The sequence below is a fragment of the Streptomyces sp. NPDC048639 genome, from assembly GCF_043199075.1.
Taxonomy (GTDB): domain Bacteria; phylum Actinomycetota; class Actinomycetes; order Streptomycetales; family Streptomycetaceae; genus Streptomyces.
In genome coordinates this window covers 360110-376925 of the sequence record NZ_JBICVP010000007.1, presented here as the reverse complement: position 1 = coordinate 376925, position 16816 = coordinate 360110, and the positions used below count along the sequence as shown (strand labels likewise).

Genomic DNA, 16816 nt, shown 5'->3' with positions numbered 1-16816 from the left:
CGGGCCCGCGCCGTTGCGTACGGTCATGCGTTTCCGCTGCTCCTGTTCGTGCTCCTGCTCGTGCTCCTGTTCGTGCCGCTCCGGCCCTTCCCGCGGCGCCCGTTCGCCCAGGAGCCCAGGGCGAACAGCGCGCCGACGAGCGGCGCGGCCAGAAGAGTGTGCGCCAACGCACTTGGCGGTACGAGGAGTTGCCCGATGTCGGAGGGTTCCCCGGCTCCCAGGAGGAGAGCCTGGTCCAGCAGTGCGCCGTAGGCGACAGCGCCGGTCGCATACGCGGCGCAGGTGGTGAGGAACGTGGCGGCCGGGCCGCGCCCCATGCCCGGCAGGACGCGGAACGCGAGGGTGAGGGCGGCGAAGCAGCAGGCGAACCCCAGCAGGGCGTAGACGGTGGCGTACCCGAACAGCACCGGGGAGATCCGGCCCCCGGCGTTCTCCGGCAGCGATCCGGTCATCTGCAGGGCGAGAGAGTCGGCGCAGGCGGCGATTCCGTCGCCCCCGCCGGCCTCGGGGACGCCGGCACAGAGAGCGCGGGCGGACAGTTCGTACAACGCCTCCCCGAAGCCGGAGCCGAGCAGTTTCGGCAGCGGCAGGGCACAGCAGGTCAACAGCAGGGTGACGCCGATCCGGCGCCACACGGTGTGGCCGGGGCCGAGTATCTGCCGGAGCTGTTGCCCGGTGCCCTGGGCCGCCGGTGCATCCGGGCGGACCGCGGCGAGAGCGGCGATGATCGCCGCGCAACTCCCCACGGCGGCCAGGAACATCACATGGGCGGAGGCCTTCTGGGCGTCGATGAGAACTTCCAGCATGTCGCCGGCGCGGCGGTGGGGTTCGAAGGCCAGCCGCGGAAGCCGGAGCAGGATGAGGGCCAGAAGATGGGCGAGCGGCGCGAAGGTGATGAGCGCGAGGCAGAAGGGGAGCGACCGTACGGAGGGGTGGGCGGTACGCCGCGCGACCGCCCGTGCCGTCCTCAGCAGCAGCCCGAGGAACAGCACGGCCCAGAGCGTCTCGTGGACGGCGGCGTCGAGCCCGGTGCGTTCGCTGTAGAGCAGCGTGGGCGACACGGTGATCAGGCGCAGTGCCGCCGGTGCGCCCGGATAGTCGGCGATGGCGGTGGTGCTGCCGAGCCCGTCGGCCCAGCGGATCTGTCCGGGCAGGACCGCGACGGCCTCGGCGAGGAGCATGCCGCACAGCGCGGCGCGCACGAAGCGGCCCCGAAGCAACGGCTTGCGGAGCACCGGCGTCAGCAGGCGTGCCCCGGTCGTCCGTGATCCTGTCGGCGTTCCTGTTCGCGGCCCGTCCCTCGGCTCCTCGTCCGCCTGTTGGCCGTCCGAGCGCTCCCCGTCCGCCTGTTGGCCGTCCGAGCGTTCCCCGTCCGCCTGTTGGCCGTCCGAGCGCTCCCCGCTCGCCCGCTGACCGTCCGAAGGCTGCTCGTCCGCCCTCTGCTCGTCCGCCTCCCGCTCGCCCGTCATGTCGCGCTCGCGGAGACGCGGAACGGGCGGCCGTCGTTGTCGATGCGGTCCTTGTGCTCCTTCTCCCCGTCCCACCAGGTGATGGTGGCGACCCACTCGCAGTCGAAGCGCTTGGTCCTGCCGGTGAGGAAGAAGGAGTAGACGCCGTCCTGGGTGATGTCGTGCGGCAAGGTGATGGGATCGCCCAGTGCCTTCGCCGTCTTGCGGGCGTCCTTCTGCAGTTCGCTGTGCTGCAGGTACGTGACGGGGACGTCCTGTTTCAGCGGGAGGGTGTCGAGGTCGACGACGAGGTACTCGGGGAGGTCCCGGCCGTCCGCGCCGCATTTGCCGCCCTCGAAGTACGCGCCGCGCACGGGCTTGCCCCGGCTCACCACCGAGATCGAGATGTCGCGGATCGCCACGGCCTTCTCTCCGTTGCCGCGCGCGTTCACGCCGACCTGGAGCCGGTTCGCGTGAACGGCCTTCCCTTCCTTCTGCCAGCGGGGGAACTGCCGCTGGTCGGCGGACCACATGACCCCGCGAAGGCGCTCATTGCCGGGCGTGAGGATGTAGTCCGCGAAGCATGGCGAATCCGCCTGTTCCACGAGAAAGGCCATGGCACTCTCCGGGGACACCCTGTCGTACACGGCCTGGCCGATCGGGGTGACATAGGCGAGCACGGCGCACACCAGGCCGTACAGGGCGAGCCTGTTGGAGGTGCCCAGCCCGGAGTGCCACTGCCGCAGCGCGCGTAACGCGGAGGGCCGGTCGCCGGGGGCCGGATTCGACCGGTCCCCATCGCCGGGCGATGGGGCGGCCGGGGGGTCGGCCGGGGGGTCGGCCGCGGGCTCCGGGGCGGAGCCGGCCGCGCCGTCGTCCGCACCGCGCGTGGCGCTCGTCTCCTCGTCCGTGTCAGGAGCGGCGTCGCTCGTGTCGTCGTCCGCGCTCCGCGTGCCGCTCTCGGCCATGTCCCACCTCACGTCCCCCCGTGTCGCGGCGGCGGTCGGCAGCACCGCCGCGCCCGATCAGGATAGTTGAGCAACACCCCTGCGTGGGCGATGTGTTACGCCCTGTGGACAAGTGGGCGCCAGGGATCCCCGTCCGTATCGCGGACGGCCGATGCTGACGCATACCTGTTGTATCTAAGATGTGCGCATGGCTTCCGCCGCCGCTCCCGCCAAGCAGCCCCCCGCCGCCGACCGCGTCTACGACCACGTCAAACAGGCCGTGCTCGACCGCCGTTACGAAGGCGGGACGCTGCTCACCGAGGGCGGCCTCGCCGAGGCCGTCGGGGTCTCCCGTACACCCGTGCGCGAGGCGCTGCTGAGGCTTCAGGCGGAGGGGCTGATCAAGCTCTATCCCAAGAAGGGCGCGCTCGTTCTGCCGGTCTCCGCACAGGAGATCGGCGATGTCGTCGAGACCCGCCTCCTCGTCGAGGAGCACGCAGCCCGCAAGGCCGCGCCCGCGAACCCGCGCCTGATCGCGCGCCTGGAGGAGCTGCTGGATGAGCAGCGGCGGTGCGCGGCCGAGGGCGATCTGTCCGCCGTGGCCGTGGCGGACCGCTGCTTCCACGCGGAGATCGTCCGCAGTGCGGGCAATCAGATCCTCGACCGCCTCTACGACCAACTCCGCGACCGCCAGCTCCGGATGGGCGTCGCCGTCATGCACGCGCACCCGGACCGGATCGCCAAGAACATCGCCGAGCACGCCGAGATCCTCCAGGCCCTGCGCACCGGCGACGCCGACGCGGCCGCCGAGGCCGTGCACCAGCATGTGAGCCGCGTCCGTCTCCTCGTACGGGGCGACGACCGGTGGGGTGACCAGAGGTGACCGCGGCCATACGTCTGCCCGGTGATCCACCCGGCGGGCGCCGGGCCGTCGCCGTCTGGGGCCTCGGTGTCGCCGTCTACTTCGTCGCCATCACGTACCGTACGAGCCTCGGTGTCGCCGGCCTCGACGCGGCCGACCGCTTCGGCATCAACGCCTCGGCCCTGTCGACCTTCTCCATCCTCCAACTCCTGGTCTACGCGGGCATGCAGATCCCGGTCGGCCTGCTCGTGGACCGGCTGGGCACCAAGAAGGTCCTGACGCTCGGAATCGTCCTCTTCACCGCCGGCCAGCTCGGTTTCGCGCTCTCCCACACCTACGCCGCCGCCCTCGGCTCGCGGGCCCTCCTCGGCTGCGGCGACGCGATGACGTTCATCAGCGTGCTGCGGCTCGGCTCGCGCTGGTTCCCCACCCGCCGGGGGCCGTTGATCGCGCAGATCGCCGCCCTCTTCGGCATGGCGGGCAATCTGATCTCCACGCTCGTCCTCTCCCGCCTTCTCCACGACATCGGCTGGACCGCGACGTTCGCCGGTTCCGCCCTGGGCGGTGCGGTCGTCCTCACGCTTGTGCTGCTCTTCCTCAAGGACCGCCCCGAGGGCCACGCACCGGAGCCCTCGCCCCGCCACCACACCCCCGGCTTCGTACGGCGGCAGATCACGGCGGCCTGGCGCGAGCCCGGCACGCGGCTGGGGATGTGGGTGCACTTCACCACCCAGTTCCCGGCGATGGTCTTCCTGCTGCTGTGGGGCATGCCGTTCCTGGTCGAGGCGCAGGGGCTCTCCCGGGCCGCGGCCGGTGAACTCCTCACCCTGGTCGTCCTGTCCAACATGGTCATCGGGCTCGTCTACGGCCAGGTCATCTCCCGCCACCACCGGGCCCGTATGCCCCTGGCCCTCGGTACGGTCGGGGCGACGGCACTCACCTGGGGCGCGGCGCTGTGCTGGCCCGGCGAACATGCCCCGCACTGGCTGCTGGTCACTCTCTGCGCGGTGCTGGGCGGCTGCGGGCCGGCCTCGATGATCGGCTTCGACTTCGCCCGTCCGGCCAATCCGCCCGAGCGCTTGGGCACCGCCTCCGGGATCGTCAACATGGGCGGATTCACGGCCTCCATGGTCACGCTCCTGGCGATCGGCGTCCTGCTCGATCTGACCGGCGACCGCTACCCGGTCGCCTTTGCGTCCGTCTTCGTCCTGGAGGCGTTCGGTCTCGCCCAGATCCTGCGCCTGCGCGGGCGGGCGCACCGGCGCGAGCGCGAACGCGTGGTGGCGAGCCGCGTGGAGACCGTCCACGTTCCCGCGTAGGTCTCAACGGGGGCCGGGCGTGCGGGATTACGGGGCATGCGGGAGTCCGGGGCATGCGGGCGTACGGCTTCTGCGAACCGGAGCAGGACGTCGTGCCCGGATGGTGGGTGTCACCGGCGCCGATGGAATCCGCTGGAGGCACCCTGGGCCTCTGACGCCTTGTGCACTCGGCCGCGAGCCAGGCCGACAACGGTCTCCCGGCCCGGGAGTTCGCGGTACCCATGACCTGCCGGATCCCGCATGTGAGGATCGAATCCGTGATCGACAAGCGGACGGGACAGGCCGAGCGCAGTACGTGGATCGACATTGCGGGGGCTGCACTGCCGCTGTATCTGACGATGATCGCCGCATCGGCCGGTGCTCTGGTCGACACCGCGCTGCTCGGAAACCACGCCACGGCCACGCTCGCGGCCTTCGCCGTCACCATCGCCGTCTTCAGCCCGGCCACCGCCACGGTGGCGGGTGCGCTGCGCGGCGTGATGCCGTTCGTCACGCCGGCCAAGGAGGACCCCGACCGGCTCCTGGCCGTGGTGCGCGGCGGAATGTGGCTTGCGACCACCGTCGGTATGGTCGCTGCCGCGGCGGTCGCGTCGGTTCCCCTGATCGGCCGGGCGGCCGGGGTCCCCCGCACCACACTCGACGAGCTGGGGATCTTCCCCTATCTGCTGGCGAGCAGTGTGCTCGCCATCGCGGTCGGCTCGTCGTCCACGTCGGTCCTGGTCGCACTCGGCCGCTCCGAACTGGTGATGCGGGCCGGACTGTTCGGTACCGCGGCGTCCGTCACGCTGTCCGTCCTGCTGGTGGGAGGTCCGGGCCCACTGCCGAGTCACGGCCTGACCGGGGCCGGCATCGCCATGCTCGCCTCCAGCGTGATCAGCAGCACCTTCAACCACGTGATGCTCCGACGCTCCACCGTGCTGACCGGCCGCCCGCTCCACCCGGGCAGGCCGGACGCCAAGCAGATCCGGACGTTGGGCACCGTGGGGATTCCGCTCGCCGGAACCGTACTCGTCAAGTTCGCGGTCCTGGGCGTCCTGACCTTCGCCGCGGCCAGGATCGGGACGGAGAGCGCCGCGGTGCACAGCGTCGGGATCTCGCTGGTCAACCTCATCTTCACGGCGGCCGTGGCGGTCGGTCAGGCCACCGTCCCCCTGGTCTCCGACCACGCGGACAAGCGAGACGCCGGCAGGATCCGTCGCAGCGTTCGGGCCGGGACGTGGCTGGCGCTGGCCGTCGTCGGTTTCATCGCGACATTGACGATCGTCCTCGCTCCGTGGGTCGTGCCGCTGTTCACCGGGGATGCCGACATGCGGCCGCGGATCACGGACCTGCTGCCGCTGGTGCTGGCCGTGGTCGTCACCGACGCGCTGCAGGCGGTCGTCGGATTCGGCCTCATCGGCCTCAAGCGCACGGTGCCGAGCTTCGTGGCGACCTTCGTCTGCTACGGCGTCCTGGCCGCTGTCGCCGCACCGATCGCCGCGACGGGAGGCCTTGTTGCCCTGTGGACGGCGCTGGCGCTCGCCAACTTCTTCCAGGCTGTGGGCAAGGCGTACTTCTTCCACCGGCACTGCGGATTCGTTCAGGAGCGCGCTCCCGCACCGGCCGTCATGTGTGACCGGTCCCGCTGACCTGCGAGTGATGCGTATCCGGTTCAGTTGCCGGGGCGCACCGGACTCCGGGCGCAACAGGACTTCGGCCGCAACAGGACTTCGGCCGCCCGGACTTCGGCCCCCGGACTTCGGCCGCCCGGACTTCGGCCCCGGCCTCAGGGCCACACGTTGTCGTTCACCGACCCCAGCCCCGCCCCCGACAGCCGCTGGTGCAGGGCGATGGCGTGGTCCTCGGTGAGCGAGGCGACATGGTCGGCCGCCGCCCGCAGCGGGTCCCCGTGGAGCTGGAGCTCCTCCGCGCGGTCGGGCGGGAGCAGTTCCGGTGACTCGTGGCTCCAGCGCAGGAGTTCACCGACGATGCGCCGTTTGCCGTGCTGCTGTGTGGCCAGGGCCGGGCGGTCGATGACGTACGCCCAGACCAGCTCCTTGAGGAGGTCGCAGGCCGCGCGCCGCTCCGCCGGGATGACCAGGCGCGCGCCGTACCGGATCGCCGCGGTGCCGCCGACCTCCAGCTCGATGCCGCGGGTGAAGTACGCGATGAGGTCCGCCGTACGCCGGTTGACCGCCACCGCGTCCTCGTGGCTGCCGCTGTACGGAGCCGCAACGGCCAGCCGCTTGCCGATGTCCGCCATCAGCTCGCGCGCCGCCGCGCGGTCGAACTCCGCGCCCTCCCGCGCCCGTTTGTGCTCGACGTAGTCCAGGAAGCGCCGTGTCTCGCGTTCCGTCTCGCCGCCCGCGGTGCCCGGCGGCGGGAACAGCGCGGCGAGCGGGATGAGGCCCGTGCGGTAGAAGTCCTCCACGTCGTGGCAGGCGTACGTGACGTCGTCGGCCCAGTCCATCACCTGCTCCTCGACCGGCACCGCGTTGCCGGTGCGGCCGGCGCGCACCCAGGCGAAGGCCTCCCGGTCCGCCACGTAGACGCCCCACTTCAGGTGCCGTGCCGGGTCCTGGTCGAGCGGCGCGCGCTCCCACGGGTACTTCGTCGACGCGTCCAGGCAGGCGCGGGTGAGGTGCAGTCCGCGGTGGCCGGGGTACTTGTGCGCGGCGAGGAAGGTCAGGACGCGCAGCGTCTGCGCGTTGCCCTCGAAACTGTCCAGCACCCCGTCGGCGAACCGCAGTTCGTCCATCGTCCGCCGCAGCGCGGTCTCGCCCGCGTGCCCGAACGGCGGGTGGCCGATGTCGTGCGCCATGCAGGCGGCCTCGACCAGGGCCGGGTTCGGGCCGCCGTACTGCCGCTCCAGCCGCTCGGCCATGCGCCGCCCGAGCTGGGCGACCTTCATCGAGTGGGTCAGGCGGGTGTGGTACGCGCCGAGCTCGCCGCTCGCCACGACCTGGCTCTTGCCGGCCAGTGCCCGCCACTGTGTCGAGTACAGGATCCGGTCCACGTCGTGCTCGAAGCCCGACCGCTGGCCGTCGTCGGACACCCGCCGGCCCAGGGAGTGCTGCTCGAGGTCCTCGTCGCTGTACTTGGCCGGTCGCATGCGCGGATGCTACGCCGCCCGGCCGGGGCGGACCATTCGCGACGGTGAGGCACGAGGCGGCTGCGGAGCGCTGCCGAGCGCTGCCGAGCGCTGTCGTGTGCGGATGTGTTCCCGTGCGCGGGGCGCGCACGCCGGTGCTCGCGCCCCTGAGACCCCGGGGCGCCTCGTATCTATGCTGTCGGCATGAGCCCCCAGCCCCGCTTCGACCGCGGCCACACCGACGACCTCACCGGCTTCCTCGACCGGAGCCCCTCGCCCTACCACGCCGTGGCCAACGCCGCGGAACGGCTGGAGAAGGCAGGCTTCAGGAAGGTCGAGGAGACCGCCGCGTGGGACGCCGCGGCCGGCGGGAAGTATGTGCTGCGCGGGGGCGCGATCATCGCCTGGTACGTGCCGGAGGGCGCGGGCCCCGAGACGCCCTACCGGATCGTCGGCGCGCACACCGACTCCCCCAACCTGCGGGTCAAGCCGATCCCCGACACCGGCGCGCACGGCTGGCGCCAGATCGCCGTCGAGATCTACGGCGGGACGCTGCTCAACACCTGGCTCGACCGCGACCTCGGCATCTCCGGCCGCCTCACACTGCGCGGCGGGGCGCAGGTCCTCGTGTCCGTGGACCGGCCGCTGCTGCGCGTACCGCAGCTCGCCGTCCACCTCGACCGCTCCGTCAACGCCGACGGCCTCAAGCTCGACAAGCAGCGGCACATGACGCCCATCTGGGGCCTGGGGAAGGTGGAGGAGGGGGATCTCGTCCGCTTCGTCGCCGAGGAGGCGGGCGTTCTCGCCGAGGAGGTCGCCGGCTGGGACCTGATGGTGCACAGCGTGGAGCCGTCCGCGTACCTCGGCCGCGACCGCGAACTCCTCGCCGGGCCGCGGATGGACAACCTCCTGTCCGTGCACGCCGGTACGGCCGCGCTCGCCGCCGCCGCGACCTCCGGCGCGCCCCTGAACCACATCCCCGTCCTCGCCGCGTTCGACCACGAGGAGAACGGCAGCCAGTCCGACACCGGGGCCGACGGCCCGCTGCTCGGCAATGTCCTGGAGCGGTCGGTCTTCGCCCGCGGCGGCGGCTACGAGGAGAAGGCGCGGGCCTTCGCCGGGACGGTCTGCCTCTCCTCCGACACCGGCCACGCCGTGCACCCCAACTACGCCGAGCGTCATGAGCCCGGCCATCACCCAAGGCCCAACGGCGGCCCCATCCTCAAGGTCAACGTCAACCAGCGCTATGCGACGGACGGCACCGGCCGGGCCGTCTTCGTCGCCGCCTGCGAACGGGCCGGTGTGCCCTGGCAGGCGTTCGTCTCCAACAACGCCATGCCCTGCGGCACCACGATCGGGCCCATCACCGCCGCCCGCCACGGCATCGCCACGGTCGACATCGGCGTCGCCATCCTCTCCATGCACTCGGCTCGTGAACTGTGTGGAGCCGAGGACCCGTATCTGCTGGCGAACGCCCTGTCAGCATTTCTGGAGGACTGAGTTGGAATTCTCGCTGCTCGGCCCGGTCGGTGTCGCGACCGGAGCAGGCGAACTGGTGCTGGGCCCCGCGAAACGGCGGAGCGTCCTCGCACTGCTGCTGCTCCAGCCCAACATCACCGTGACGATCGAGCAGTTCATGAGCTCGCTGTGGGAGGACGAGCCGCCCGCCCACGCCCGTACCGTCGTCCAGGGCCATGTCTCGCGTCTGCGCCAGATGTTGGCCGAAGGGGGAGCGGAGGCGTACGGCGTCGAACTCGTCACGCGCGGCTCGTCCTATCTGCTGCGGCTGCCCGAAGAGCTGATCGACGCCCACCGGTTCAGCGGACTGATGGCACTCGCCCGGCCGGAGTCCGCCCCGCAGGACGCGGTGTCCCTGCTGCGCGAGGCGCTCGGCCTGTGGCGCGGGCCGGCGCTGTCGGGCACGGTCTCCGGGGCGCAGTTCGCCGCCGCCGCCCACGCCTTGGAGGAACGGCGGCTGGCGGCCGTCGGCGCCCTAGCGACGGCGCACGGCGCGCTGGGCGAGCACGACCACGCCGCTGCGATCCTCTACGCGGAGGCGGCCGCGAACCCTCTGCGCGAAGGGCTCGTCGCCGCGCTGATGCAGGCCCTGTACCGGGGCGGCCGCCAGTCGGACGCGATCAACTGGTTCCACCGGACACGGCAGTTGCTGGGCGAGGAGCTGGGCGTGGACCCCGGGGAACGGCTCACCCGGGCCTACGAGGAGATCCTGCGCGCCGAGGCCGTGGCGACGCAGCCGCCCGCGCGTACGCAGCCGCCGGCGCGGCAGCAGCCCTCCGGGCCGGTGGATCCACGGGTACAGCCCGCGCCGGAGCGTGCGCAGCAGCCGTCGATCCCTCGCCAGCAGGGCCACGCGCCCGCCGCACAGGGCCGTTCACCGGGCAGCGGCACGACCGGCGGCCCGGGCGGCACCGACAGCACCGTAGACACGGGCAGCACCGGCGGCACCCGAGGCACGGGCAGCACCGGCGGCGCCCCCGACCGCTCCACGGCCCCGCGCTTCCTGCCCCGCCCTCCCGCCCGCTTCCTCGGCCGGGAGACCCAACTCGCGGAACTGACGCGGTGGCTCACCGACACGGGGAGCGGGGAGAGCCCGATCGCTGTCGTCACGGGCCCGGCCGGAGTGGGCAAGACCGCATGCGCGGTGCAGTGGTCCCACCGGTACGCCTCCGCGTTCCCCGACGGACAACTCTTCGCCGACCTCGGAGGCTTCGGGGAAGGCGCCGAGGCCACACCCACCGCCGTACTGCGGGAGTTCCTGCTCGGCCTCGGAACCCCGCCCGAGCAGATCCCGCCCTCGGCCGATGCCGCCTCCGCGCTCTACCGCTCCCTCGTCGCCCGCCGCCGCGTCCTCGTCGTCCTCGACAACGCGCGCAGCTCCGCTCAGGTACGGCCGTTGCTGCCCGGCGGCCCGGGCTGCGCGACGATCGTCACCAGCCGCAGCCGGCTCGACGGACTGGTGGTCACCGACGTCGCCCGGCCCGTACCCGTGCAGGTCCTCGGCACCGACGAGGGCGTGGCCCTGCTCGGCACGATGCTCGGCCACGACCGGGTCGCCGAAGAGCCCGACGCCGCACGGGCGTTGGTCGCCCTCTGCGAAGGGCTCCCCCTCGCACTGCGCGCCGCCGCCGCCCAGCTCACGGCACGGCCGCGCTGGCGTCTCGCCCGGCTGGCCGCCGCACTGGGCGATGAACGGCGGCGGCTGTCGCTGCTCTCCGCCGAGGACACCGGGATCGCCGCCGCACTGCGCAACTCCGTGGCCCGCCTCTCCGCGGACGACGCCCGGCTGCTCAGCCAGCTGGCCATGGGAACGGGCCGCGAGGTGGACGCCCTCGCGATGGCCGCGCTCGCCGGATCCGACCCCGAACGCGCCAGGGACGGCCTGGACCGGCTCGCCGAGATGCATCTGGTCGACGAGGCGGCCACCGACCGGTACGTCATCAGCACCTTGGTGCAGCTCTTCGCGCGCGACAAAGAAGCAGGTGAGGGTGGTTCCCCGCCGGCGTCAACGGAGCGTTAGGCGGAGGTTAGTGACACGGCAACGGCCCCGGGCAGAGTTTCTCCCGTCACCGAACGACACCTTCGAAACGGGAGATCCGACATGTCGAGCACTCTTCGCACCCTCCGCAGCAACCGGTCCCTGCGCGTTGCCGCCGCCTGCCTGACCGCCGCCGCGGCCCTGTCGCTGACCGCCTGCAACAACGACGCCGGGGGCGTCCGGTCCTCGGGCGACACGCAGAAGAGCTCGACCGAGCAGAGCGCGGGGCAGAAGTCCCAGGGCAACGAGGCCAGGACCAGCGGGTCCGAGGGCAAGGACGAGGCGGCGAACGGTTCGGGCACGAGCACCAAGACCGACGCCGTGACCAGGAGCTGCTCGCCCGAGACCATCCAGGTGGAGGCGGAGGCGGTCAAGAGCCCGATCAACCACATGGTTCTGGTCGCGACCAACAACTCGGACTCCGCCTGCAACCTGCACTACTACCCGTTCGTCGGCGAGGAGGGCGCCCAGTCCACCCTGCAGCCGGTCGAGGAGAGCAAGCCGCAGGCCGTCGCCACCCTCGACCCGGGCCAGTCCGCGTACGCCGGAGTGCTCCTCTCCGCCGCCGACGGTTCGGGTGGCGAGGGCCGCGAGACGGAGAACTTCACGGTCGGTCTCGCCGACAGCGAGGGCTCCCCGACCTCCGACTCGCCCATGATCGTGGAGGCGCCCGGCGGCAAGGCGCACGTCGACGACAGCGCGAAGGTGACCTACTGGCTCACCGACATGAAGGACGCCATCTCCTTCTGATCCGGTCGCACCGTACGACTCGCCGGCCCCTCCGGGGGCCGGCCGTCGTCGTTCACCCCTCCCAACACCCCGCTGAAGCATGGCTGTTCCGCGCCCGGGTACCCGAAGAGAGTCCAGCCCGGAACAGTCAAGTCGTAGTGAGAGGCGGACAGTATGGGTATCGGTGGGTGCATCGCCCTGATCGCGGTGGGGGCCATCATCACGTTCGCAACGGACTGGGAGATGGCGGGAGTCAACGTCGACCTGGCCGGCCTCATCATGATGGTCGTCGGCTTCATCGGCCTCGCTGCCTACGTGAGCATCCTCAAGCGCCGGAGGGTCCAGCCGCCCGGCCCCGGCGCCCCGGTCGTCGAGGTGGACGAACGCAACCGCCTCATGTGACACGGCGCTTCGGGCGGCGGACGGCCCGGACCCGGCTCGTGGCCGCCGTCCCGGACGGGGCGCCGGCGCTCGGCCGCTGGACTCGGCCGGCCAGCCGCCGGGCTCAGGCGTCCAGCCCTGCCAGCACCAGCGCCAGCCGGTCCACACCCGAATCGGTCACCCGGACCGGAACACCCCAGTCCTGCTGGTGCATATGGCAGGCAGGGAACTCATTGGCCGGATCGTCGTCACAGGACGCGGCCAGCGCGGAGACATGCAGAACGCCCTCCGCGACACCATCGGCGAGGACGAGATCCCGCGCCAGATCGGTACCCGTTCCGGCGCCCTCCATCAGGAGTTCCGGCGGCGAGGCGCTCACGATCAGCCGGGTCGACGGGCCGTACCGCTCATCCAGCTTCTGCCCGGTCGGCGCCTCGAACACCACGTCGAGACGGAGCGTCCCCGGGGCGACATCGGTCGCGGCACGCTGGGTGCGGTGGGCCACGGCATCGACCCGTAGGGCCTCCTCCGGCAGGCGCAGCCGGGTCAGCCGGTGGCGCGCCGACTCGACCACCACGATGTCGCCGTCCACGAGCACGGCGCCGGAGGGCTCCCGCAGATCGGTGGCCAGCGTGCTGACCTCACCGGTCGCCGGATCATAGCGGCGCAGGGCGTGGTTGTACGTGTCGCTGACGGCCACCGAGCCGTCGGGCAGCGCGGTCACCCCCAGCGGATGCTGCAGCAGAGCCTGGCCGGCCGGGCCGTCCCGGTGCCCGAAGTCGAAGAGACCGGTGCCCACAGCCGTGACGACCGCGAAGCCGCCCGAGCCGTCGGGCTCGACCCGGCGGACGGCGGACGTCTCGGAGTCCGCGACCCAGAGCCCCTCCTCGGTGGCGGCGAGCCCCGAGGGCTGGGCGAACCAGGCCTCGGCCGCCGGGCCGTCGACGAGCCCCTCGTTGGTCGTCCCGGCAACCGCCTCGACCGTCCCGGCCACCGGGTCGTACGTCCAGAGCTGGTGGACCCCGGCCATCGCGATCCACAGCCGGTCCGCGAACCACGCCACGTCCCACGGCGAGGACAGGCTCACCTCGCGCGCCGGACCCGACGTCGGAGACCCCTGCCACCACTGCAGCCCGGTGCCCGCGAGGGTGGTCACCTCGCCGGTGGCGGGGTCGTAGCGGCGCAGGGCGTGGTTCACGGTGTCGGCCACCGCGACCGAGCCGTCGGGCAGCAGCGCCAGGCCCTGCGGCTCGCTGAACCGCGCCTGTTCCGGGCCGCCGTCCGCGAGTCCGCGCTCCCCGGCGCCGATCCGCCGGACCACGCTCTCGCCGTCGGCCGCCAGCTCCACGAGTCGGTGGCGTGTGGTGTCGGAGACGAGGAACCCGCCGCCGGGCAGCAGCAGCGCCTTGCCGGGGAAGCGCAGCTCGGTCGGCTCCGGTTCGGGCGCCCTGTACGGCCCGTCGCCGCGCCGGAGCGTGCCCTTGGCGGCGTGGACGGACTCCAGCTCCTCGACGAGCCGGGCGATGGCATGGGCGTGGCCCTCGCCCGCGTGCTGGGCGACCACGTACCCCTCGGGGTCGATGACGACGAGTGTCGGCCAGGCCCGGATCGCGTACTGCTTCCAGGTCGCCAGCTCGGGGTCGTCCAGGACGGGGTGGTGCACCTCATAGCGCTCGACGGCGTCGACGACGGCCCGGTGCTCGGCCTCGTGCACGAACTTCGGCGAGTGGACGCCGATGATCACGACGGTGTCGCGATGCTTCTCCTCCAGCTCCCGCAGCTCGTCCAGGACATGCAGGCAGTTCACACAGCAGAACGTCCAGAAATCCAGGATGACGATGCGTCCTCGCAGTTCGGCGAGGGTGAGATCGATTCCGCCCGTGTTGAGCCAGCCGCCCTTCCCCGTCAGCTCGGGGGCGCGGACGCGTGCGCGAGAAGACATGAATCCAGCCAACCACAGCGGGCGTACGGGTTATTCCGGTGGGCACCGCCCGGCGCAGCGGGAAGGGGTCTGCCATGAAATACCTGGTGCGCGACCGGATCTTCGGGATCGGCGAGGACTACTGGATCGAGGACGAGCAGGGCCGCAAGGTCTTCCTCGTCGACGGGAAGGCGCTGCGACTGCGGGAGACCTTCGAGCTGAAGGACCCGCAAGGGAACGTACTGGTCACCATCAGGAAGAAGATGGTGAGTCTGCGCGACGCCATGCAGATCGAGCGCGGGGACGGCCGGCTCGCGGTCATCCGGAGGAAGCGCCTCTCCCTGATCCGGAACCACTACCGCGTCGAGCTGGTGGACGGCACCGTGCTGGATGTGAGCGGCCGGATCCTGGACCGGGAGTTCGCCGTCGAGTACGAGGGCGAGCTGATGGCGCACATCTCCCGCCGGTGGCTCCGGGTGCGGGACACCTACGCCGTGGACGTCGTACGGGAGGAAGCGGACCCGGCGCTGATCATCGCCGTGGCCGTGTGCGTGATCCGGCTGGCGGAGCGGGAGCGCGGACTCGACGACTGAGTCCCGCCCGGTGAGCGAGTCCCGTGAGGGCGCGCCCGCACGGTCAGTCGGCCGTGGTCTCCCGTACCTGTGCGAGATGGGCGCGCGCCTCCCCGGCGGCCCGGGTGAACCAGTCGGTCAGCACGGCGATTTCGTCGGGCGTGTAGTCGGCGAACAGCGCGTCGAGCCGCTCGTAGAACGGCTGGTACAGCGTGATCACGGGCGCGAGCGCGTCCGCGTCGGCGACCACCCGGACACGGCGGCGGTCGGAGGGGTCGGGTGCGCGGCGGGCGTAGCCGGCGCGTTCGAGGCGGTTGAGTACGCCGGTGATGGCGCCGGTGGTGACGTTGGCGCGCTCGGCGAGGTCGCCCGCGGTGAGCGGCTGGTCGCCGGCCTCCAGGATGAAGCCGAGGCAGGTCAGGTCCGTGACGCTCACCCCCAGCTTCTGGGCGATGTGGTGCTGCCCGACGATGCCGAGGGCCACGTACTGATCCATCCGGTGCAGGGCCTCGGCGGCCGTGGCCGCAGGGCGGGGCTTGCCCTCCACGCCGATTCTCCTTAGCATCTAAGTTACTTAGTTCGTGAGATGAATTCGCGCTCTCCGAGCTTACTGCCGCGCGTGGTGTCCGACGGATACGCGCGCAGGGACCAACGGACAGGAGGAGAGGCCATGAGCGTCCACGGTGATGTCGATCTCGGGCACACGGTCGCCGGCTGGACCGGGACGGGCATCGCGCTCACAGGGCTGACCGTCTCGGGCGCCGGCGTCTGCGCCGCCTCGCTCCCCGTCGTCCTGGCGGGGCTGGGGATCGCGGGCGCGGCCGCTCTGGTGACCTGGTTCCTGCACCTGGCCGGCTGGGGCAAGCCGACGGGGCCCCGGCCCATGGACCAATGGGACTGGCGGGTCCGTGACCTCTCGGCCAGGGGCGGGCACCCGGACTGTGTGGGCTGCCGGATGGCCGGACGGCGCCCGGCGAAGGCGGCCACGGGGAGCGTGTTCGCGCCCGTACCCGAGTCGCAGCCGGGCTGACCGGTGGCCGCCCCGTACGGAACCGCCCGTATCCGGTGCACCCGGACCATCAGGCGCGGGCGCGGGCGCAGGTATGGGCGCAGGCATGGGCGGCGGCGCATCAGGCGCGGCATCGGTGGCGTCAGGCGCGCTTCGGCAGGTCCAGGCCGAGTACGCGGTCGCGCAGCACCGGGAACTGCTCGCGGGTCGCCGCGACCTTCCCCGGATCCAGATCCACGGTCAGGACCTGCTCCTCCTCGCCCGCCTCGGCCAGCACCTCGCCCCACGGGTCGACGACCTGGCTGTGCCCGGCCTGCTCGACACCGCCGTTGGTGCCCGCGGAGCAGCAGGCCAGGACGTACGCCTGGTTCTCGATCGCGCGGGCCCGGCTCAGCAGGGTCCAGTGGCCGCGGCGGCGGGCGGGCCAGCCGGCGGGGAGGACGAGCAGCGTGGCACCGGCGTCGGTGAGCTGCCGGAACATCTCGGGGAAGCGGAGGTCGTAGCAGATGGCCAGACCCGCGACGGCGTCCGGGAGTTCGACGGTGACGAGTTCCTGCCCGCCGCCCATCATCACGGCCTCGCCCTGGTCGAAGCCGAACCGGTGGATCTTGCGGTAGGTGCCGTGCAAGGTGCCGTCGGGGCCGAAGACGAGCGAGGTGTTGTAGAGGGTGCCGTCCGGGGCCCGCTCGACGACCGAACCGGCGTGGAGCCAGACCCCCGCATCCGCCGCCGCCGACGCCATCGCTTCGGCGGTCGGACCGTCGGCGGCCGACTCGGCTTCGGAGTCGAAAGTCTCGTACGCGAAGGCGCCGACCGTCCACAGCTCGGGCAGCACCACGAGGTCGGAACCGGCCTGGTCGCGGACCAGCGCGGCGACGCGGTCACGGCGTTCCGCGACCGACTCCTGGGGATTCACGTCGATCTGGAGCAACGAGGCGCGCACAGTACCACTACCCTCGGCATCCGGTGTTCGATTCAGTGGGTCGACGGGGCCTACGATCA

At 72.0% G+C, this 16816-nt stretch carries 15 protein-coding genes; 9 read left to right on the top strand and 6 right to left on the bottom strand.

The window, feature by feature from the left end; translation table 11 throughout:
* Positions 1–23 precede the first annotated feature (23 nt).
* Entirely contained in the window at positions 24–1469 is a 1446-nt protein-coding gene (locus ACGFNH_RS21570; protein ID WP_393656019.1) for a hypothetical protein, read from the bottom strand.
* Complete coding sequence (locus ACGFNH_RS21565) at positions 1466–2416, bottom strand: hypothetical protein (RefSeq protein ID WP_393656017.1); 951 nt, start codon at positions 2414–2416, stop codon at positions 1466–1468. The genes ACGFNH_RS21570 and ACGFNH_RS21565 overlap by 4 nt, the downstream gene beginning before the upstream one ends.
* A gap of 187 nt (positions 2417–2603) precedes the next feature.
* Between ACGFNH_RS21565 and ACGFNH_RS21560 the strand changes: the two genes are divergently transcribed.
* The 3 genes from ACGFNH_RS21560 (at position 2604) to ACGFNH_RS21550 (ending at position 6204) form a co-directional block, all read left to right on the top strand.
* The gene (locus ACGFNH_RS21560; protein ID WP_393656015.1) at positions 2604–3278 is read left to right on the top strand and encodes a GntR family transcriptional regulator; all 675 of its coding nucleotides are present in this window, start codon (positions 2604–2606) and stop codon (positions 3276–3278) included.
* Positions 3275–4576, top strand: coding sequence for a nitrate/nitrite transporter (locus tag ACGFNH_RS21555; RefSeq protein WP_393656013.1), 1302 nt, complete (start codon positions 3275–3277; stop codon positions 4574–4576). Before ACGFNH_RS21560 ends, ACGFNH_RS21555 begins: the two co-directional genes overlap by 4 nt.
* A gap of 257 nt (positions 4577–4833) precedes the next feature.
* A complete protein-coding gene (locus ACGFNH_RS21550) occupies positions 4834–6204 on the top strand; it encodes an MATE family efflux transporter (protein WP_393656011.1) in 1371 nt (456 codons plus the stop codon).
* Between the two features lie 137 nt (positions 6205–6341).
* Here the strand turns inward: ACGFNH_RS21550 and ACGFNH_RS21545 are convergent, their stop codons facing one another.
* On the bottom strand, positions 6342–7667 hold the full coding sequence (locus ACGFNH_RS21545) for a deoxyguanosinetriphosphate triphosphohydrolase family protein (RefSeq protein ID WP_393656009.1): 1326 nt from the start codon (positions 7665–7667) through the stop codon (positions 6342–6344).
* 183 nt (positions 7668–7850) lie between these two features.
* Here ACGFNH_RS21545 and ACGFNH_RS21540 point away from each other — a divergent pair, with 183 nt between their 5' ends.
* The 4 genes from ACGFNH_RS21540 (at position 7851) to ACGFNH_RS21525 (ending at position 12333) form a co-directional block, all read left to right on the top strand.
* Positions 7851–9146, top strand: a complete 1296-nt coding sequence (locus tag ACGFNH_RS21540) for a M18 family aminopeptidase (protein ID WP_393656007.1) — start codon at positions 7851–7853, stop codon at positions 9144–9146.
* A 1-nt stretch (position 9147) separates the two neighbouring features.
* Positions 9148–11184 (top strand): BTAD domain-containing putative transcriptional regulator, encoded by a 2037-nt coding sequence (locus ACGFNH_RS21535; protein WP_393656005.1) that lies wholly within the window; start codon positions 9148–9150, stop codon positions 11182–11184.
* An 81-nt stretch (positions 11185–11265) separates the two neighbouring features.
* Positions 11266–11952, top strand: a complete 687-nt coding sequence (locus tag ACGFNH_RS21530; RefSeq protein WP_393656004.1) for a DUF4232 domain-containing protein — start codon at positions 11266–11268, stop codon at positions 11950–11952.
* Positions 11953–12105: 153 nt separating this feature from the next.
* Positions 12106–12333, top strand: a complete 228-nt coding sequence (locus tag ACGFNH_RS21525; RefSeq protein WP_360847943.1) for a hypothetical protein — start codon at positions 12106–12108, stop codon at positions 12331–12333.
* Between the two features lie 103 nt (positions 12334–12436).
* Here ACGFNH_RS21525 and ACGFNH_RS21520 read toward each other — a convergent pair whose 3' ends face one another.
* On the bottom strand, positions 12437–14254 hold the full coding sequence (locus ACGFNH_RS21520) for an NHL domain-containing thioredoxin family protein (protein ID WP_393656001.1): 1818 nt from the start codon (positions 14252–14254) through the stop codon (positions 12437–12439).
* A gap of 74 nt (positions 14255–14328) precedes the next feature.
* Here ACGFNH_RS21520 and ACGFNH_RS21515 point away from each other — a divergent pair, with 74 nt between their 5' ends.
* Positions 14329–14826, top strand: a complete 498-nt coding sequence (locus ACGFNH_RS21515) for an LURP-one-related/scramblase family protein (protein WP_393655999.1) — start codon at positions 14329–14331, stop codon at positions 14824–14826.
* 43 nt (positions 14827–14869) lie between these two features.
* On the opposite strand, the gene ACGFNH_RS21510 is transcribed toward ACGFNH_RS21515, so the two are convergent.
* Positions 14870–15352: a MarR family transcriptional regulator gene (locus ACGFNH_RS21510; RefSeq protein ID WP_393655997.1), complete on the bottom strand. Its 483-nt coding sequence runs from the start codon at positions 15350–15352 to the stop codon at positions 14870–14872.
* A 123-nt stretch (positions 15353–15475) separates the two neighbouring features.
* Between ACGFNH_RS21510 and ACGFNH_RS21505 the strand changes: the two genes are divergently transcribed.
* Complete coding sequence (locus ACGFNH_RS21505; RefSeq protein ID WP_393655996.1) at positions 15476–15835, top strand: HGxxPAAW family protein; 360 nt, start codon at positions 15476–15478, stop codon at positions 15833–15835.
* Positions 15836–15956: 121 nt separating this feature from the next.
* On the opposite strand, the gene ACGFNH_RS21500 is transcribed toward ACGFNH_RS21505, so the two are convergent.
* Positions 15957–16757: a carbon-nitrogen family hydrolase gene (locus ACGFNH_RS21500; protein WP_393655994.1), complete on the bottom strand. Its 801-nt coding sequence runs from the start codon at positions 16755–16757 to the stop codon at positions 15957–15959.
* Positions 16758–16816: the final 59 nt, after the last annotated feature.

What these genes read in the sequence shown, in the direction of transcription:
- ACGFNH_RS21570 (WP_393656019.1), bottom strand. Translation starts at nt 1,469, where the DNA reads ATGACGGGCGAGCGGGAGGCGGACGAGCAGAGGGCGGACGAGCAGCCT.
- ACGFNH_RS21565 (WP_393656017.1), bottom strand. Translation starts at nt 2,416, where the DNA reads ATGGCCGAGAGCGGCACGCGGAGCGCGGACGACGACACGAGCGACGCC.
- ACGFNH_RS21560 (WP_393656015.1), top strand. Translation starts at nt 2,604, where the DNA reads ATGGCTTCCGCCGCCGCTCCCGCCAAGCAGCCCCCCGCCGCCGACCGC.
- ACGFNH_RS21545 (WP_393656009.1), bottom strand. Translation starts at nt 7,667, where the DNA reads ATGCGACCGGCCAAGTACAGCGACGAGGACCTCGAGCAGCACTCCCTG.
- ACGFNH_RS21540 (WP_393656007.1), top strand. Translation starts at nt 7,851, where the DNA reads ATGAGCCCCCAGCCCCGCTTCGACCGCGGCCACACCGACGACCTCACC.
- ACGFNH_RS21530 (WP_393656004.1), top strand. Translation starts at nt 11,266, where the DNA reads ATGTCGAGCACTCTTCGCACCCTCCGCAGCAACCGGTCCCTGCGCGTT.
- ACGFNH_RS21525 (WP_360847943.1), top strand. Translation starts at nt 12,106, where the DNA reads ATGGGTATCGGTGGGTGCATCGCCCTGATCGCGGTGGGGGCCATCATC.
- ACGFNH_RS21520 (WP_393656001.1), bottom strand. Translation starts at nt 14,254, where the DNA reads ATGTCTTCTCGCGCACGCGTCCGCGCCCCCGAGCTGACGGGGAAGGGC.
- ACGFNH_RS21515 (WP_393655999.1), top strand. Translation starts at nt 14,329, where the DNA reads ATGAAATACCTGGTGCGCGACCGGATCTTCGGGATCGGCGAGGACTAC.
- ACGFNH_RS21505 (WP_393655996.1), top strand. Translation starts at nt 15,476, where the DNA reads ATGAGCGTCCACGGTGATGTCGATCTCGGGCACACGGTCGCCGGCTGG.